General features: G+C 59.1%; 13 protein-coding genes and 2 tRNA genes. 13 read left to right on the forward strand and 2 right to left on the reverse strand.

Annotated elements, in window-relative coordinates; all coding sequences use genetic code 11:
* From ACIPIN_RS12165 to ACIPIN_RS12185, 5 genes are all read left to right on the forward strand, one after another.
* Positions 1-174, forward strand: a 174-nt coding sequence (locus ACIPIN_RS12165; protein ID WP_401118947.1) for a cold-shock protein, incomplete at its 5' end; no start/stop codon positions are given.
* Positions 175-486: 312 nt separating this feature from the next.
* Positions 487-801, forward strand: coding sequence for an MGMT family protein (locus tag ACIPIN_RS12170; protein ID WP_401118950.1), 315 nt, complete (start codon positions 487-489; stop codon positions 799-801).
* A gap of 43 nt (positions 802-844) precedes the next feature.
* Complete coding sequence (locus ACIPIN_RS12175) at positions 845-2,416, forward strand: AmpG family muropeptide MFS transporter (RefSeq protein WP_401118795.1); 1,572 nt, start codon at positions 845-847, stop codon at positions 2,414-2,416.
* A gap of 126 nt (positions 2,417-2,542) precedes the next feature.
* Complete coding sequence (locus tag ACIPIN_RS12180) at positions 2,543-4,258, forward strand: proline--tRNA ligase (protein ID WP_401118798.1); 1,716 nt, start codon at positions 2,543-2,545, stop codon at positions 4,256-4,258.
* Between the two features lie 17 nt (positions 4,259-4,275).
* On the forward strand, positions 4,276-5,229 hold the full coding sequence (locus ACIPIN_RS12185; protein WP_401118801.1) for a hypothetical protein: 954 nt from the start codon (positions 4,276-4,278) through the stop codon (positions 5,227-5,229).
* Between the two features lie 81 nt (positions 5,230-5,310).
* Here the strand turns inward: ACIPIN_RS12185 and dinB are convergent, their stop codons facing one another.
* Positions 5,311-6,372, reverse strand: a complete 1,062-nt coding sequence (dinB, locus tag ACIPIN_RS12190) for a DNA polymerase IV (protein ID WP_401118803.1) — start codon at positions 6,370-6,372, stop codon at positions 5,311-5,313.
* Positions 6,373-6,671: 299 nt separating this feature from the next.
* On the opposite strand from dinB, the gene ACIPIN_RS12195 reads away from it, so the two are divergent.
* The 5 genes from ACIPIN_RS12195 to ACIPIN_RS12215 all read left to right on the forward strand — a co-directional run bounded on the left by ACIPIN_RS12195 (position 6,672) and on the right by ACIPIN_RS12215 (position 12,298).
* Positions 6,672-6,748, forward strand: a tRNA-Met gene (locus ACIPIN_RS12195).
* A 220-nt stretch (positions 6,749-6,968) separates the two neighbouring features.
* Positions 6,969-7,045 (forward strand) — tRNA-Met (locus ACIPIN_RS12200).
* Positions 7,046-7,323: 278 nt separating this feature from the next.
* Positions 7,324-9,966, forward strand: a complete 2,643-nt coding sequence (gene mprF, locus ACIPIN_RS12205) for a bifunctional lysylphosphatidylglycerol flippase/synthetase MprF (RefSeq protein ID WP_401118805.1) — start codon at positions 7,324-7,326, stop codon at positions 9,964-9,966.
* Entirely contained in the window at positions 9,966-11,261 is a 1,296-nt protein-coding gene (locus ACIPIN_RS12210) for an AcvB/VirJ family lysyl-phosphatidylglycerol hydrolase (protein ID WP_401118807.1), read from the forward strand. The genes mprF and ACIPIN_RS12210 overlap by 1 nt, the downstream gene beginning before the upstream one ends.
* A 710-nt stretch (positions 11,262-11,971) precedes the next feature.
* Positions 11,972-12,298 carry a DUF3077 domain-containing protein gene (locus ACIPIN_RS12215; RefSeq protein ID WP_401118809.1) on the forward strand — a complete coding sequence of 109 codons (327 nt, stop codon included), beginning with the start codon at positions 11,972-11,974 and terminating at the stop codon, positions 12,296-12,298.
* A gap of 121 nt (positions 12,299-12,419) precedes the next feature.
* On the opposite strand, the gene ACIPIN_RS12220 is transcribed toward ACIPIN_RS12215, so the two are convergent.
* Positions 12,420-14,321: a potassium transporter Kup gene (locus ACIPIN_RS12220; protein ID WP_401118811.1), complete on the reverse strand. Its 1,902-nt coding sequence runs from the start codon at positions 14,319-14,321 to the stop codon at positions 12,420-12,422.
* 323 nt (positions 14,322-14,644) lie between these two features.
* On the opposite strand from ACIPIN_RS12220, the gene rimO reads away from it, so the two are divergent.
* From rimO to ACIPIN_RS12235, 3 genes are all read left to right on the forward strand, one after another.
* The gene (gene rimO, locus ACIPIN_RS12225) at positions 14,645-15,979 is read left to right on the forward strand and encodes a 30S ribosomal protein S12 methylthiotransferase RimO (RefSeq protein WP_401118813.1); all 1,335 of its coding nucleotides are present in this window, start codon (positions 14,645-14,647) and stop codon (positions 15,977-15,979) included.
* Positions 15,980-16,094: 115 nt separating this feature from the next.
* Positions 16,095-16,568: a GNAT family N-acetyltransferase gene (locus ACIPIN_RS12230; RefSeq protein ID WP_401118815.1), complete on the forward strand. Its 474-nt coding sequence runs from the start codon at positions 16,095-16,097 to the stop codon at positions 16,566-16,568.
* An 83-nt stretch (positions 16,569-16,651) separates the two neighbouring features.
* Positions 16,652-17,362 carry an rRNA pseudouridine synthase gene (locus ACIPIN_RS12235; RefSeq protein ID WP_401118818.1) on the forward strand — a complete coding sequence of 237 codons (711 nt, stop codon included), beginning with the start codon at positions 16,652-16,654 and terminating at the stop codon, positions 17,360-17,362.
* Positions 17,363-17,434 lie beyond the last annotated feature (72 nt).

The following is a 17,434-nucleotide window of genomic DNA, read 5'->3' on the forward strand; positions in this document are numbered from 1 at the left end:
TTAAACGGGGTCGGCTGCGGCTACCCCACACCACACCCCGGCCACCCCTTGTCCGAACACTACAACCACATCCAATCCGACGGCTTTAAAAGCCTGAAAGAAGGCCAACAGGTTTCTTTCATCGCTACCCGCGGTCAGAAAGGCATGCAAGCTGAAGAAGTTCAAGTTATCTAACTTGTCCTGATTTAGTAAAAGGCCCCGCCCTCAAAAGCGGGGCTTTTTTGTGCCTGTAAAAAAATCGTCCAAACGCGGCCCGAACCTTCGGCAGCTCCTACCCGGACCTGTAGGAGCTGCCCAAGGCTGCGATCTTTTAGAGCACCTTGCCAGGCCACACCAAAGCCCGCCATGTAACGGGCCTTGCTGACCTCAGCACTGGCGAGATTCTCATTCGCTCACTGAAGATTTACTCTAGAGAAAGCCTCAACACCTTCATCAGGAAGCGGCAACGTGACTGACCCCAACAGCGAAACCGAAACCCCGGCGCAGATGCGCCGAACCACGCTCTATCTGACCCTGGCCCAGGTTCCGGAAGGCAAAGTGGTGAGTTACGGCCAGCTCGCCGAACTGGCAGGCCTGGGGCGAGCCGCGCGCTGGGTGGGACGCACATTGAGCCAGTTGCCCGGCGACACCAAACTGCCCTGGCACCGCGTATTGGGTGCCGGCGGTCGGCTCAGTTTGCCAGTAGGAAGCCCCTCAGGCGACGAACAGCGGGCACGCTTGCGGATGGAAGGCGTCAGTATCCTGAACAATCGTGTTGATATTCAGCGTCATGGCTGGCGTCCGGTAGAGCACTACGGTTAGAGTGCGCGCTTTGTTTTCGCAATTTTGAGGCAGACTCCAGCCCATGCCCCGTAAAACCTGGCGCGCCGCGCTCGCCGCTTATGCCAGCCCCTCGACGCTCGTACTGTTGCTGCTGGGTTTCGCCGCTGGCTTGCCCTACATGCTGGTATTCTCAACGCTATCCGTCTGGCTGCGTGAGGCCGGCGTGGCCCGTGAAACGATTGGCTATGCAAGCCTGATCGGGCTGGCCTACGCATTCAAATGGGTGTGGTCGCCACTTCTCGACCAATGGCGCCTGCCATTGCTCGGCAAACTCGGCCGACGACGCTCCTGGCTCGTCCTGGCGCAGGTCCTGTTGATCCTCGGCCTGATCGGCATGGGCTTCTGCGACCCGCAAAAACACCTGTCCTGGCTGATTGCGATTGCCGTTCTGGTCGCATTCGCCTCCGCGACACAAGATATTGCTGTCGATGCCTATCGCCTGGAAATTGTCGACGAAACGCGCCAGGCTGCATTGGCTGCCAGCTATATGTCCGGCTATCGGGTCGCCGCGCTGCTGGCAACGGCCGGCGCACTGTTCATTGCCGAGGGCTTCGGCTCTACAGGCTTCAATTACAAGCACTCCGCCTGGACCGGCACCTACGCGCTGTTCGGCCTGTTGATGATCCCGGCACTGCTGACCACCCTCTTCATGCGTGAACCACCGGTGCCGCTGCGCACGCAACTGTCTGCCGGTCGCTACAGTTTCGTCCACCAACTGGCGTCGGTGTTCGTGCTGATCGTGTTGCTGGTCTCAGTCCCGGCGATGTTCACCCAGCTCTACAACACCGATTTTGCCAGCGTGCTTTCCGGCGCGATCAGCCCGCTCGACCTGCTGCTCGAAGACCGGGCGTTCCTGCGCGCCATTCTCTATATCACCCTGACCACCATGTGCCTGTCGGCCATGGGTCGGCGCGGCCTGGCCCCGGTGCTGACACCGGTCAACGACTTCGTCCTGCGCTACCGCTGGCAGGCCTTTCTGTTGCTGGGTCTGATTGCCACCTATCGGATGTCCGACACCGTCATGGGCGTGATGGCCAACGTGTTCTACATCGACCTGGGATTCACCAAGGATCAGATCGCCGGCGTCAGCAAGATCTTCGGCCTGATCATGACCTTGATTGGCGCTGGCATGGGCGGCCTGCTGATCGTTCGTTTCGGCATTCTGCCGATTCTGTTCATCGGCGGCTTCGCGTCCGCTGCCACCAACCTGTTGTTCATGATGCTCGCCGACATGGGGGCGAACCTGGAGATGCTGATCGTCACCATCTCGCTGGACAACTTCAGCTCAGGCATGGCCACTTCGGCCTTCGTGGCCTACCTGTCGAGCCTGACCAACCTCAAATTCTCCGCCACCCAGTACGCCCTGCTCAGCTCGATCATGCTGCTGTTGCCACGCTTGATCGGCGGTTACTCGGGGGTCATGGTGGAGAAATACGGTTATCACAACTTCTTCATCATCACGACGCTGCTTGGCGTGCCAACCCTGCTATTGATTGCTCTGCACTGGTTCCAGGAAAGCCGTCGCGAAGGTCCGACACCAACGCCCGAGCCAGCCGAGCCCGCCCAGACCGCCACTGCCGTCGAAGAATCGTAACCCCCCGAAGGCGCGGGGTTTCCCCGCACTCGAGCCACGCCGCCGGCCGCAATCCTGTACGCCAGCAAATCTCGCCCGTACAATGCTCCGTCATTTCTAGTCTTCAGCAACCGACAACGGCCTACCATGCGTACCAGTCAATATTTGCTCGCCACACAGAAAGAAACGCCTTCCGATGCGGTCGTCATCAGCCACCAGTTGATGCTGCGCGCCGGCATGATCCGCAAACTCGCATCCGGCCTGTACACCTGGCTGCCGATGGGCCTGCGAGTCATGCGCAAGGTTGAAGCCATCGTTCGCGAAGAAATGAACGCCGCAGGCTCTCTCGAAGTGTTGATGCCGAGCACCCAGCCGGCTGAGCTGTGGCAGGAATCCGGTCGCTGGGAAGAATACGGCCCTGAACTGCTGCGCTTCAAGGATCGCCATGGTCGCGACTTCTGCGCCGGCCCGACTCACGAAGAAGTGATCACGGACCTGGCCCGCAACGAGTTGAGCAGCTACAAACAGCTGCCAATCAACCTGTACCAGATCCAGACCAAATTCCGCGATGAAATCCGCCCACGCTTCGGTTTGATGCGCGGCCGCGAGTTCATCATGAAGGACGCCTACTCCTTCCACGCTGATCAGGCATCGCTGCAGGCCACTTACGACCGCATGCACCAGGCCTACTGCAACGTGTTCACCCGCCTGGGCCTGAAATTCCGTCCGGTCGAAGCTGACAACGGCTCCATTGGTGGTGCCGGCTCCCACGAGTTCCACGTACTGGCCGAATCCGGTGAAGACGACATCGTCTTCAGTAACGGTTCCGACTACGCAGCGAACATCGAGAAAGCCGAAGCCGTGCCACGCGAAACCTCGCGCCCGCTCCCTTCTGAAGAGCTGCGCCTGGTCGACACCCCGAACGCGAAAACCATCGCGCAACTGGTGGAAGGCTTCAATCTGCCAATCGAAAAAACCATCAAGACCCTGGTGGTTCACGCCGAAGAAGCCGGCAAGCTGATCGCGCTGATCATTCGTGGCGATCACGAGCTCAACGAAATCAAGGCCGCCAACCAGCCTGGCGTTGCCAGTCCGCTGGTCATGGCCTCCGAAGCCGAACTGCGTGACGCCATCGGCGCCGGCGCAGGCTCCCTTGGCCCGCTGAACCTGCCGCTGCCAATCATCATCGACCGCTCGGTCGAACTGATGAGCGACTTCGGTATCGGCGCCAACATCGACGACAAGCATTACTTCGGCGTCAACTGGGAGCGCGACCTGCCGGTTCCAACCGTGGCCGACCTGCGCAACGTTGTCAGCGGCGACCCAAGCCCGGACGGCAAGGGCACCCTGGAAATCAAACGCGGTATCGAAGTCGGGCATATCTTCCAGCTGGGCACCAAGTACAGCGAAGCGATGAAATGCCAGGTTCTCGGTGAGAACGGCAAGCCGGTTACGCTGACCATGGGCTGCTACGGCATCGGCGTTTCCCGCGTGGTGGCTGCGGCCATCGAACAGAACAACGACGAGAAAGGCATCATCTGGAGCGACAGCCTGGCGCCATTCCAGATCGCCCTGGTGCCGTTGCGCTACGAGACCGACCTGGTTCGCGAAGCCACCGACAAGCTCTACGCAGAACTGACTGCGGCCGGCTTCGAAGTGCTGCTGGACGATCGCGACAAGAAAACCAGCCCGGGCATCAAGTTCGCGGACATGGAGCTGATCGGCATTCCTCACCGGATCGTGGTCAGTGACCGCGGCCTCGCCGACGGCAACCTGGAATACAAGAGCCGTACCGAGGCCGAGCCACAAGCGCTGCCGGTCGCTGACGTACTGTCTTTCCTCCAGGCTCGTATCCGCCGCTGACACCAGATAGAGAAGTCATGTTCAAGCGAAACACCTTAAGCCTCGGTGGTGCCGCCCTGTGCGGCACCCTGTTGCTCAGCGGCTGTGCCAATCAGATGTCACAACGCAGCGAGCATGAGGAGCGCATCGAGCGCAAACTGCTCGATCACAGCCTGCAGATCGATGTCGGCGAGCCTAAGGTGCTTGAGCTGCCGCAACGCCGGGTACGGATTCACGAGCAGAAGACCTTCGAAGTCACCGAATACGACGTCACCCGTCGCTACGATCGCTACACGCCGTACCAACCCTGGCGCAAGGTCTACGAGATCCCGCTGGGCGCGGTGGCTTTGGTGGCTGGCGTCGGCGCGAACATCGTCAACGTGTTCGCCCTCGGCAACCTGCCAGACAGCATGACAAGGGACTGGATCAGCACTGGCGTCGACGGGCTGAACCCGTTCATGAACGTGCAATCGCGCGGTCGCGCACAGCAGAACCTGACCGGCATCGATGAAGTCCAGCGTGATAAGCGCATGGAATATTCGAGCCTGCCATGGAACGAGCGCCCGGTAGAGGTCAAGGCCGGCAAGCAGACCTTCGAACTCACCACCGACCGCAACGGCGTGTTGCGCTTGAACCTGCTCGACAGTCCGTTCGCAGAGCAGGACCTGAGTCATATCGGCAAGCTGCAAATCACTGTCGAAGATGCCCAGGACGACGTTCATACCGATTCATCCCTGACGATCAGCAGCACCCTGCGCAGCAAGCTGCTGGAAGCTCACGCACTGATTTACGACGACCTCGAAGACGACGAAGTAAGCCAGTGGGTGCATCGGGTCAAACGTCTGTCGGAGCTGGGCCTGGAAGAAGAAGCCAGCGAACTGGAACAAAGCCTGATCGAACTGACCCGCAATGATCCTGAATTGCAAAGCGAGTTTCTCAAGTCGCTGACCAAGGATGCCGGGCGATTGGTGGCGGATCCAGGACCGAACTAAAGCTGAAAAGCATCGCGGGCAAGCCTTGCTCCTACAAAATCGATGCTATCTGTAGGAGCAAGGCTTGCCCGCGATGAGGCCCTACCGCTCGAACAAATCCAACTGCTCGAAGCCGCCACGCAAATCCTCCAGGCGCACACCAATCCCCAACAAACGCACGGGTTTTCCACCCCGATTGAAAGCCTGAGTCAGCAACAGCTGATAGCTGCCAAGGTCCCGCCCTGCCCCGGCTTGTTCCAGCGTGGTCTGGGTAAAGTCATGGAACTTCACTTTGACGAATGGCTTGCCCGGACGGTAGCTGCTGTCGATCCGCGCCATACGCCCGTTCAGGGTTTCCAGCAACTCTGGCAGTTTATCCAGGCAACTGACCAGATCCGGCAGGTCCACATCGTAGGTATTTTCGACACTCACCGATTGTCGGCGACTATCGTTCTGCACCTGCCGATCATCAATCCCACGCGCCAGACTCCATAGACGCTCGCCAAAACTGCCAAACTCACGCACCAGCGCCAACTTGTTCCAGTCGCGCAACTGAAGACAATCGACAATACCGAGCCTCGCCAGCTTGTCGGCGGTGACCTTGCCGACACCGTGCAGCTTGCTCACCGGCAACTGTGAGACAAAGTCCTCGACCTGATCCGGTGTGATCACAAACAACCCGTTGGGCTTTTTCCAGTCACTGGCGATCTTCGCGAGAAACTTGTTCGGCGCCACACCCGCCGAGACGGTGATATGCAGTTGATTGGAGACCCGACGCCGGATGTCCTGGGCAATTCGCGTGGCACTGCCGGCGAAATGCGTGCTTTCGGACACGTCGAGGTACGCCTCATCCAACGACAACGGCTCGATCAGGTCGGTGTAATCGCGAAAAATCGTCTGAATCTCTTTCGACGCTTCTCTATAGGCATCCATGCGCGGCTTGACGATGACCAGCTCCGGGCACAGCTTCAAGGCGTGCCGTGATGACATGGCCGAGCGCACACCGTAAGCCCGCGCCTCATAGTTACAGGTCGCGATGACACCACGCCGGTCCGCAGAGCCACCTACCGCCAGCGGCTTGCTCGCCAGAGTCGGGTCGTCACGCATCTCGATGGCGGCATAGAAGCAGTCACAATCGACGTGGATGATTTTGCGCTGCGTCATATAAGGCGGTGTTCAATGAAGGAAAAGGGGTTATTTGCAAACGAATCGCCAGTATCTCACCGACAACTGTATATAGCACCAGTGCTTTGATTCTTCTCTGCTAGCGGTAGGAAACGCCTTCACTGGATTTATTTTTTCAATCGAAAGCAATCTGCCAATAGAGCTGAAAGCCTTGTGCAGCAAGCCCTCGAGCCCTATCCGACCTCCTCCCTGACACGCTAAGCGATTGAACAGGAACAGATTTTTCTGAATTAGCAATTGACACCCCAGCGATCCTCTGTAGAATGCCGACACACAGACGCGGGATGGAGCAGTCTGGTAGCTCGTCGGGCTCATAACCCGAAGGTCGTCGGTTCAAATCCGGCTCCCGCAACCAAACATCAAAAAAGGCTACTCGAAAGAGTGGCCTTTTTTGTGCGTGTGTGTTTTTCGTCTCTCCTCCCCCTCTCGTCGCCAAAGCCGAGAAAAAACCCTTTGCGCTTCTTATACTTAACTTAAGCCCAGGGACCGTTCGACGCTAATTAACGTTTATTTGACCAAGCGGATCATTAACGGTTGACACCCAGGCGATCGCCTGTAGAATGCCGCCACACAGACGCGGGATGGAGCAGTCTGGTAGCTCGTCGGGCTCATAACCCGAAGGTCGTCGGTTCAAATCCGGCTCCCGCAACCAAACATCAAAAAAGGCTGCTCGAAAGAGCGGCCTTTTTTGTATCTGTAGAAAAGTCCTTTCGCAACAATGATCTGGCAACGTGCTACGAACCTTTGGCGCTCTTCAGGGTCCACCAGATCAGGCTATGCTGAGTCGCAGGCAAGCCCTTCTACTATTGAGTGTGCGTAATCCCCGATGCTCGGTGATACGCGTTAATATTTGTGATTATTTTTTTATACAGGGATTGGTAACTTGGCTGGATACCCCCATCCTGTCGCGCACAATCCAAGAGGTGATTGATGCGCGCCAACTCGTCTGATTCACAAGACACCGTAACAGCGACACAACCGATCACTGCCACACGTCTGCATTGGCTGGATCTGGTCAGCAAGTACCGTCAGCCCATCGGCCTGGCGGTCACGTTGCTATTGTTCGCTATCGCACTGATTGCCTGTCGCCATCTATTAAGCGAACTCGATCTCTACGCCCTGCACGACTCGATTCTGGAAGTGCCGAAACCGGCCCTGCTCGGTGCATTGGGCGCAACCATTGTCGGCTTCATCATATTGCTCGGCTATGAATGGTCGGCCACTCGTTACGCTGGCGTAAATTTGCCGCCTCGGACCATGATGCTGGGCGGCTTCACTGCGTTTGCAATCGGCAATGCCATTGGCCTTTCGCTGCTATCCGGCGGCTCGGTACGTTACCGCCTGTATGCACGTCACGGTCTTGGGGCGTCGGAAGTCGCCCACATGACGCTGTTCGCCAGCTTGTCATTAGGCTGCGCCCTGCCGCCGCTCGCTGCCCTGGCGACGCTCAGCGACCTGCCGGCCGCCTCCACCGCGCTGAATTTGTCACAGCCATTGCTGGGCGGGATCGCAATCGCCGTGCTGCTGCTCTGCTCGGTACTGGCGATCGGCATCTACCGCCGTCGCCTGCCAGAACAACCGTACCCGGATAACCTGCTGGTTCGCATTGGTCGACGCACGCTGCGCTTGCCTGGTCGTCGCCTGACTTTCCTGCAATTGGTGATTACCGCACTGGACGTGGCCGCCGCCGCGACCGTGCTGTATCTGCTGCTGCCTGAAGCACCACCGTTCGGCGCCTTCCTGCTGGTCTATCTGCTGGCGCTGGCCGCTGGCGTGCTCAGCCACGTACCCGGCGGTGTCGGGGTATTCGAAGCGATTCTGCTGGCGGCCTTTGCCGACAAGCTCGGTGCTGCGCCACTGGCTGCTGCCCTGTTGCTGTACCGTCTGATCTATGTGGTTCTGCCACTATTGGTGGCCTGTGTCCTGCTGCTGATCAATGAGGCACAACGTCTGTTCAACACCCGTCAATCGCTGCGCGCCGCCTCGGGCATGGCCGCGCCGGTGCTGGCGATACTGGTGTTCCTGTCTGGCGTCGTCTTGCTGTTCTCCGGTGCGACACCGGAAATCGACACTCGCCTGGAACACATCGGATTCTTGATCCCCCATCGCCTGGTCGATGCCTCCCACTTCGGTGCCAGCCTGATCGGCGTGCTCTGCCTGCTGCTGGCTCAAGGCCTGCGTCGTCGCCTCTCGGCCGCGTGGATGCTGACCACCATTCTGCTGATGATCGGTGCCGTGCTCTCACTGCTCAAAGGGTTCGACTGGGAAGAGTCCTGCCTGATGATCCTCACCGCCAGTCTGCTGGCGATCTTCCGTCGCTCCTTCTACCGGCCAAGCCGCTTGACCGAAGTGCCGTTCTCGCCGCTGTATCTGGTGGCCAGTCTGTGCGTATTGGGTGCCTCGATCTGGCTGCTGCTGTTCGCCTATCAGGATGTGCCGTACAGCCATCAACTGTGGTGGCAGTTCACCCTGGACTCCGATGCCCCACGAGGCCTGCGCTCGCTGCTCGGCGCGGCAGTCTTGCTGGTGGTGGTGTCCCTGACCTGGCTGCTGCGCACCGCGCGCCCAGTCATTCACCAGCCCGACGCAGTAGAACTGGATAAGGCGCTGAAGATCCTGATGGCCTCGTCGCAACCGGACGGTGGCCTGGCCCTGACCGGTGACAAGGCGCTGCTGTTTCACCCTAACGACGAAGCGTTCTTGATGTATGCGCGTCGTGGTCGCAGTCTGGTAGCCCTGTACGACCCGATCGGCCCGACCCAGCAACGCGCGGAGATGATCTGGCAGTTCCGTGACCTCTGCGACCTTCATCACGCCCGTCCGGTGTTCTATCAGGTACGTGCCGAAAACCTGCCCTACTATATGGACATCGGTCTGACCGCGATCAAGCTGGGCGAAGAAGCCCGGGTCGACCTGCTGCGTTTTGATCTCGAAGCCAAGGGCAAAGAGATGAAGGACCTGCGTTACACCTGGAACCGTGGCACCCGCGATGGCCTGTCGCTGGAAATCTACGAACCGGGTCACGCGCCAATGGATGAGCTGAAGGTCATTTCCGATGCCTGGCTGACCGGCAAGAACGTTCGCGAGAAAGGCTTCTCCCTCGGCCGTTTCAGCGACGATTATCTCAAGCACTTCCGGATCGCGATCATTCACTTTGAAGGTCGCCCGGTGGCGTTCGCCAACCTGCTCGAGACGTATAGCCATGACCTGGCCAGCCTCGACCTGATGCGTGCACACCCGGACGCCCCAAAGCTGACCATGGAGTTCATGATGGTCGGCCTGATTCAACATTATAAAAATCATGGATACACACGTTTCAGTCTGGGCATGGTGCCGCTGTCGGGTCTGCAACCCCGTCGTGGCGCGCCACTGACCCAACGCCTCGGCTCGATGGTGTTTCGCCGTGGCGAGCAGCTCTATAACTTCCAGGGGCTGCGCCGCTTCAAAGATAAATTCCAGCCTGACTGGGAACCACGTTACATGGCCGTGCCCGCCGGACTCGATCCGCTGGTGGCGCTGGCCGATACCGCCGCCCTGATTGCGGGCGGCTTGACTGGATTGGTGAAACGCTGATGATTCAACGCTCCTGGCGGTATGTATTGGCCACTCTGGTGGTGCTGGCTGTGATCCTCGGTGGCGGTTACTGGTACTGGAACCGCCCAGCACCAGAGCCCACCCTCGAACTGCTGACGCCAATTGATGGCCCGGCGATGACCCGCGTCATTCCCGGCACCACGCCGCGCGCCCAGGTGGTGGTCGCGGTGAACGAAGAGCAGAAGCTCAGCGACAAGCAACTGATGACCCTGAGTCGTGGTGGTGCCGCGCAAATCGTTCAGGTGGTCCTGCCCACCGATTGCACGCAGCAAGGTAGCGCCCTGCAGGCGGCCCTCCAACAGCTCAAAGGCCCTGCGACCCTGGTCAGCGGTATCGGCCCTGGCGCTGTCCTGGCCTGGCGCTGGCTGGCCGAGCAGAAAGACGACAAATCCCAGGCCGTCTCAGTAGACCTGGCTCTGGAAAAACCCGGCTGCACCCACTTGCTGCCAAAAAGCGCAGCTCACGGTCATTGGCTGGTCGCGTGGAACGATAACCCGGACGACACCAGCGCCGGCTTCGTACGTGATCAACCCAACGCCGAAACCAGCATCAGTGACTACGACATCAACCTGCCGCAGGTCCTCAACAACGAACTGCGCAAGATCCTCGTCGGCTCCGACAAGGGCAACGGCGGTCTGAACATTCCAGTGGTCGAAGTGCCTGCAGGCCAGGCCAAGGACACCGTCACCCTGTTCCTCTCCGGTGACGGCGGCTGGCGCGACCTGGACCGTGACGTGGCCGGCGAGATGGCGAAGATCGGCTACCCGGTGGTCGGCATCGACACCCTGCGTTACTACTGGCAGCACAAGAGCCCCGAGCAAAGCGCCATCGACCTTACCGAACTGATGCAGCACTACCGCCAGAAGTGGGGCACCAAACGCTTCATCCTGACGGGTTACTCGTTCGGCGCTGACGTCTTGCCGGCGATCTACAACCGCATGCCGGAAAGTGAACAACAGCGAGTCGATGCAATCATCCTGCTGGCCTTCGCCCGCACGGGTAACTTCGAAATTCAGGTCGACGGCTGGCTCGGCAATGCCGGTAAAGAAGCCGCCACGGGCCCGGAAATGGCCAAGCTGCCGGCCGATAAGGTGCTGTGCATCTATGGCGCAGAAGAAGTCGCCGAGAGTGGATGCACCGACAAGACCGCTGTTGGCGAAGCCATGAAGCTGCCAGGCGGCCACCACTTCGACGAGAACTACCCGGCTCTGGCCCAACGCCTGGTCGACGCCATCAAGCAGCGCCAGAACAAGGACAAGGTCGCCGAACAGTGACCTGAGCCAAGCTCAAAAAAGCCCCCGTTATCGCAAGGTAACGGGGGCTTTTTCATGTCGCGCACCGCTCGACCGGACGCCACAGTTCACCTGTGGGAGCGAGCCTGCTCGCGATAGCATCACCTCGGGTTGCCTGACACATCGAGGTGCCTGCATCGCGAGCAGACGGAACGCCGCCCGGCTGCTCCCACATCGAGCGAATCGTTCGTGATTTACCCATTTTATGAGCACTGTCCTCGGTCCCAGGACAAAGGACAGTCGCTAAGCTAGGCCAAATTAAAAGTCAACGCACTAACGCTGGAAAAAACAACTGCCCAAGCACCCCAGCGACTTGTAAATCGCTCGCCGCGTTTACTTTCGTTTACTTAAGGTGTCGCAATATCGGATGACGCCCGCAGACGTTGTAGGCAAACTCCTGATCTCGCGTTTGGGCACTTTGATGCCTTGTTGCGCTTTTCGTCGACGGGATACTCTCCGGACGTCGCTGACCATTCAGCGATCGGGCTTGGAAACCCGTCGAACCGTAGCGCAACAGCACCCCATCATGACTGCAGAGGTTTTTACGACTGCAATCCTGTGTTATGGCGGCTGTGCGTGGGACGCCTTCGGGCGTGCCGGTTCCTTGGTTCCCGGTTTTCCAACCTGCGTGCAGCCGCCACCCATTCGCTTGGAAACTAAAGTGTCGGCTCCTTGAACCCAGGAGTAACACCATGACCAAAACAGATTCTTCTGCGACTTCAGAACTAAAAACCATCGGCTTCACGCCACTGATCTACTGCTCGGATCAGGCGTTATTCAACGTCCGCGCTGGCGTCCCCATCGTTGATGCATTGTCACAAGCCTCCGATCTGTTGTTCCTCGCCAGATCATTTGCTCAGGATGCCGCCTTCGCAAAAGACACCGACCGCCACGCCTGGGCCGCGCATTATCTGACGGCAATGAGTAAGGCCGTGATTGATGATGTGGTGAAGGTCCTGACCCCGCGACCTGCCCGCACAAACACCAAATCTGAAGACCAACGGCCTGAAAGCAACTAAAGGCACAGAGACGAAAAAGCCCCCGTTACCTTGCGGTAACGGGGGCCTTTTGCTGGAAGCAGCAAGATCAAAAGATCGCAGGCTGCGCCAGCTCCTACACGAAACGGGCTTTTTGTGGGGCTTACATTTCCACCTGTGTACCCAGCTCAATCACCCGGTTCACCGGCAACTTGAAGAACCGCAGATTGCCGTTGGCATTTTTCAGCATGAAGGCGAACAACACCTCGCGCCAGCGGGCCATACCTACGAGCTTGGAGGTGATGACCGTCTCACGGCTGAGGAAGTAAGTCGTGCGCATCGGACTGAAATTCAGCTCTTCAAGAGGACACAGCTTCAACGCTTGTGGCACGTCCGGCTCATCCGTAAAGCCGAAGTGCAGGATCACCCGATAGAAGCCCTCACCGTAGGAATCGACCTCAAACCGCCGCTGCTTCGGCACCCGCGGAATGTCCTCGTAAACCACGGTCAGCAGCACCACTTGCTCATGCAGCACCTGGTTGTGCAGCAAGTTGTGCAACAACGCATGGGGAACCGCATCCGGCCGCGCTGTGAGGAACACTGCAGTGCCCTGGACCCGATGAGGTGGCTGCACGCTAATACTACTGATGAAAATCGGCAGCGGCAGCCCGCCCTCATCCAGCCTATCCACCAGCAGCTCTTTACCGCGCTTCCAGGTGGTCATCAGGACAAACAGCACAATCCCCGCCAATACCGGGAAAGCACCGCCCTGCACGATTTTAGGCACGTTGGCGGCGAAGTACAGCCCGTCCACCAGCAGGAAGCCGATCAAGATCGGCACCGTCAGGATTGGCGACCATTTCCACAGCAACAGCATCACCGCCGCCACCAGAATACTGGTGATCAACATGGTCCCGGTCACCGCCACACCGTAAGCCGAGGCCAGAGCGGTGGAGGACCCGAAACCGATCACCAGCAAAATCACCCCGACCATCAGCGCCCAGTTCACCGCACCGATATAGATCTGACCTTGCTCGGCGCTTGAGGTGTGCTGAACGTGCACGCGTGGAATGTAACCGAGCTGAATCGCCTGACGGGTCAGCGAGAACGCACCGGAAATCACCGCCTGGGAAGCGATCACCGTCGCCAGCGTCGACAACACAACCAATGGAATCAAGGCCCAGGCCGGCGCCAGCAGGTAGAACGGGTTACGCGCCGCTTCCGGGTTTTCCAGCAGCAAGGCGCCCTGGCCGAAGTAATTGAGCACCAGCGCCGGTAGCACCAAGGCGAACCAGGCACGGGCAATCGGCTTGCGACCGAAGTGCCCCATGTCTGCGTACAGCGCCTCGGCACCGGTCAGCGCCAGCACCACAGCGCCGAGAATCGCGATGCCCATGCCGGGATGATCCGTGAAGAAGCGCACGCCCCAGATCGGGTTCAGCGCTTGCAGCACTTCCGGATGCTGGGAGATGCCATGAGCACCCAGTACACCCAGCACCACGAACCACAACACCATCACCGGGCCGAACAACTTGCCGATGCGGTCGGTGCCGTGTTTCTGGATCAGGAACAACCCCACCAGCACGATCAACGACAACGGCACGACCCAGCGCTCGAGGCCGTCGAAGGCCAGTTCCAGACCTTCCACCGCCGACAATACGGAAATCGCCGGGGTGATCATGCTGTCGCCGTAGAACAGCGCTGCGCCGATCAGGCCGAGGATCACCAGCACCGACTGCAGCCGCGGATACGAGGCCGACGCTCGCCGCGCCAGCGCGGTCAGGGCCATGATCCCGCCCTCGCCCTGGTTGTCGGCACGCAAAATGAACAACACGTACTTGATCGAGACCACCCAGACCAGCGACCAGAAAATCAGCGCCAGAATCCCGAACACCCCGTCATGGTTGACTTGTACCCCATAGCCGCCGGTAAACACCTCTTTGAGGGTGTAAAGCGGGCTGGTACCGATATCGCCATAAACCACCCCGACCGCCGCTACCAACATCCCCAAGGGCTTTGCCCCGGAATGCCCTGAGCCTACTGCCTGACTACTTGCCTGACCCATCAACCACTCCTGCCACCAAGACCGGGGCTTCATATAAAAAGCACGACGTCGAGCAAGCGCCTACGCTTTGCCAACCTGCGCAGACTGCTGTGCAGCATGCACCGTTTTACTTATTGATACAGACGAATTATTGACTGAAAAAATACGCCTGGGTGTAACGGCGCGAAGCATAGCGCAGCACTCGTCGTATTTCCCTGCATAAAGCTGGTCAAGTGCGTTGACCATCGCTAGAATTGCGCACTTTTTGATCAGAGGCACTTCAAGTGCCCATCTGTCGCCTTGCCGTTTTTGGCTGAAGGCGTCACAAAACACCGAGGTTAGACATGTCCACCACAACGCCGGCCAACCCTAAAGTTGGCTTCGTATCCCTGGGTTGCCCGAAAGCACTGGTCGACTCCGAGCGCATCCTTACCCAACTGCGCATGGAAGGCTATGACGTCGTGTCTACCTATCAGGACGCCGATGTCGTGGTGGTCAACACCTGCGGCTTCATCGACTCGGCCAAGGCTGAATCCCTGGAAGTGATCGGCGAAGCCATCAAGGAAAACGGCAAGGTCATCGTCACCGGCTGCATGGGCGTCGAAGAAGGCAACATCCGTAACGTGCACCCGAGCGTGCTGGCCGTGACCGGTCCGCAGCAGTACGAGCAAGTGGTCAACGCCGTGCACGCCGTCGTGCCGCCGCGCAAGGATCACAACCCGCTGATCGACCTGGTGCCGCCGCAAGGTATCAAGCTGACGCCGCGTCACTACGCCTATCTGAAGATTTCCGAAGGCTGCAACCACAGCTGCAGCTTCTGCATCATCCCGTCGATGCGCGGCAAACTGGTCAGCCGTCCGGTGGGTGATGTGCTCGACGAAGCCCAGCGCCTGGTCAAATCCGGCGTCAAAGAGCTGCTGGTGATATCCCAGGACACCAGCGCCTACGGCGTTGACGTCAAGTACCGCACCGGCTTCTGGAATGGCGCGCCGGTGAAAACCCGCATGACCGAACTCTGCGAAGCACTCAGCACCCTCGGCGTCTGGGTTCGTCTGCACTACGTTTACCCGTACCCACACGTCGACGAGCTGATCCCGCTGATGGCCGCCGGAAAAATCCTGCCGTATCTGGACATCCCGTTCCAGCATGCCAGCCCGAAAGTCCTCAAGGCGATGAAACGCCCGGCGTTCGAAGACAAGACCCTGGCGCGCATCAAGAACTGGCGCGAGATCTGCCCGGACCTGATCATCCGTTCGACCTTCATCGTCGGCTTCCCCGGCGAAACCGAAGAAGACTTCCAGTACCTGCTGAACTGGCTGACCGAAGCCCAGCTCGACCGCGTCGGCTGCTTCCAGTACTCGCCGGTTGAAGGCGCACCGGCCAACGATCTGGATCTGGAGATCGTTCCGGATGACGTCAAGCAAGACCGTTGGGATCGCTTCATGGCGCACCAACAGGCCATCAGCTCGGCGCGCCTGCAAATGCGCATCGGCCGTGAAATCGAAGTGCTGGTCGATGAAGTCGACGAGCAAGGCGCGGTCGGCCGCTGCTTCTTCGATGCCCCGGAAATCGACGGCAACGTGTTCATCGACAACGGCAGCAACCTCAAGCCAGGCGACAAGGTCTGGTGCAAAGTGACCGACGCCGACGAATACGACCTGTGGGCTGAACAGATCTAAACGCAAAAAATACTGAACGCCCCGCTCTCTTCACGAGATGCGGGGCTTTTTTACGTCTATCGTTTTGTTCAGCAAGAGGATTTCACCTCACGCACAGCACAAGGGGCAGGCGGGCATGCGCCATCATTCGGTCATCCACACACCGAAACACAGCGACTACGAAGAGTTGACCCGGGTCTGGGAGGCGTCGGTACGCGCCACGCATGGCTTTTTACCGGACAGTTACATCGAGCGGCTGAAAAACCTGGTGCTCACCCGCTACCTGGATTCCGTCATGCTGATCTGCACCCGCGACCGACGCCAGCACATCACCGGGTTCGCCGGCGTTGCAGCGGGCAAAGTCGAAATGCTCTTTATCGCCCCCGAACACCGTGGCGAAGGCCTGGGCAAACAACTGCTGCGCTACGCACTCGAACACCTGAATGCCGATGAGCTGGACGTCAACGAACAAAATCCGCAAGCCTTGGGGTTCTATTTCAAACAGGGTTTCGAAGTCATCGGACGCTCGGAGGTCGATGGCATGGGCCAGCCGTATCCGCTGCTGCACATGCGTTTGAAACAGGCCAATCCACAGGCTCGGCGCGGCTAAAAGCTTTAACTCCGCAAATGGACCCGCGATTAACCGGCGCGAGGCAGGTACAATGCCTCCCCCCTTTTGTAACGGCCCCTGTCATGACTGACCCGATTCGTCTCTCCAAACGCCTCATCGAGCTCGTCGGCTGTTCCCGTCGGGAGGCTGAGCTGTTCATTGAGGGCGGCTGGGTCACCGTGGACGGCGAAGTCATCGATGAGCCGCAGTTCAAGGTCGACACCCAGAAAGTCGAACTCGACCCCGAAGCCAAGGCCACCGCGCCGGAACCTGTGACCATTCTGCTAAATGTGCCTGTTGGCATGGACGCGGAAACAGCCATGGCAACCATCAGCGCCGAGACCCTGAGCGAAGAACACCGCTTCAGCAAACGTCCGCTCAAGGGCCACTTCCTGCGGCTGACCGCCAGTACCGACCTGCAAGCCAATGCCAGCGGTTTGTTGGTGTTTACCCAGGACTGGAAGATCCTGCGCAAGCTCACCGCCGACTCCGCCAAGATCGAGCAAGAGTATGTAGTCGAGGTTGAAGGCGAGATGGTGGCTCACGGCCTCAACCGCTTGAACCACGGCCTGACCTACAAGGGCAAGGAACTGCCGCCGGTCAAAGCCAGCTGGCAGAACGAAAATCGCCTGCGTTTTGCGATGAAAAACCCACAACCGGGCGTGATTGCCCTGTTCTGCCAGGCCGTCGGCCTGAAGGTCGTCGCCATCCGCCGCATCCGCATCGGCGGTGTTTCCATTGGCAAAGTGCCGCTGGGGCAATGGCGCTATCTTTCCGGCAAAGAGAAGTTCTAAGACTTTTTACGCCGCCCTACATTTCGGCGCTGCTTTTTACACGGCGCCCACTGCTGAATATCAGGATTGCAC

This window comes from Pseudomonas sp. NPDC087697 (assembly GCF_044743155.1).
Taxonomy (GTDB): Bacteria; Pseudomonadota; Gammaproteobacteria; order Pseudomonadales; family Pseudomonadaceae; genus Aquipseudomonas.

Excerpts from the sequence above, each read along its gene's own strand:
- ACIPIN_RS12215 (WP_401118809.1), top strand. The coding sequence starts at position 11,972 with ATGACCAAAACAGATTCTTCTGCGACTTCAGAACTAAAAACCATCGGC.
- ACIPIN_RS12175 (WP_401118795.1), top strand. The coding sequence starts at position 845 with ATGCCCCGTAAAACCTGGCGCGCCGCGCTCGCCGCTTATGCCAGCCCC.
- ACIPIN_RS12210 (WP_401118807.1), top strand. The coding sequence starts at position 9,966 with ATGATTCAACGCTCCTGGCGGTATGTATTGGCCACTCTGGTGGTGCTG.
- ACIPIN_RS12235 (WP_401118818.1), top strand. The coding sequence starts at position 16,652 with ATGACTGACCCGATTCGTCTCTCCAAACGCCTCATCGAGCTCGTCGGC.
- ACIPIN_RS12180 (WP_401118798.1), top strand. The coding sequence starts at position 2,543 with ATGCGTACCAGTCAATATTTGCTCGCCACACAGAAAGAAACGCCTTCC.
- mprF (WP_401118805.1), top strand. The coding sequence starts at position 7,324 with ATGCGCGCCAACTCGTCTGATTCACAAGACACCGTAACAGCGACACAA.
- ACIPIN_RS12170 (WP_401118950.1), top strand. The coding sequence starts at position 487 with ATGCGCCGAACCACGCTCTATCTGACCCTGGCCCAGGTTCCGGAAGGC.
- ACIPIN_RS12185 (WP_401118801.1), top strand. The coding sequence starts at position 4,276 with ATGTTCAAGCGAAACACCTTAAGCCTCGGTGGTGCCGCCCTGTGCGGC.
- ACIPIN_RS12220 (WP_401118811.1), bottom strand. The coding sequence starts at position 14,321 with ATGGGTCAGGCAAGTAGTCAGGCAGTAGGCTCAGGGCATTCCGGGGCA.
- rimO (WP_401118813.1), top strand. The coding sequence starts at position 14,645 with ATGTCCACCACAACGCCGGCCAACCCTAAAGTTGGCTTCGTATCCCTG.
- dinB (WP_401118803.1), bottom strand. The coding sequence starts at position 6,372 with ATGACGCAGCGCAAAATCATCCACGTCGATTGTGACTGCTTCTATGCC.
- ACIPIN_RS12230 (WP_401118815.1), top strand. The coding sequence starts at position 16,095 with ATGCGCCATCATTCGGTCATCCACACACCGAAACACAGCGACTACGAA.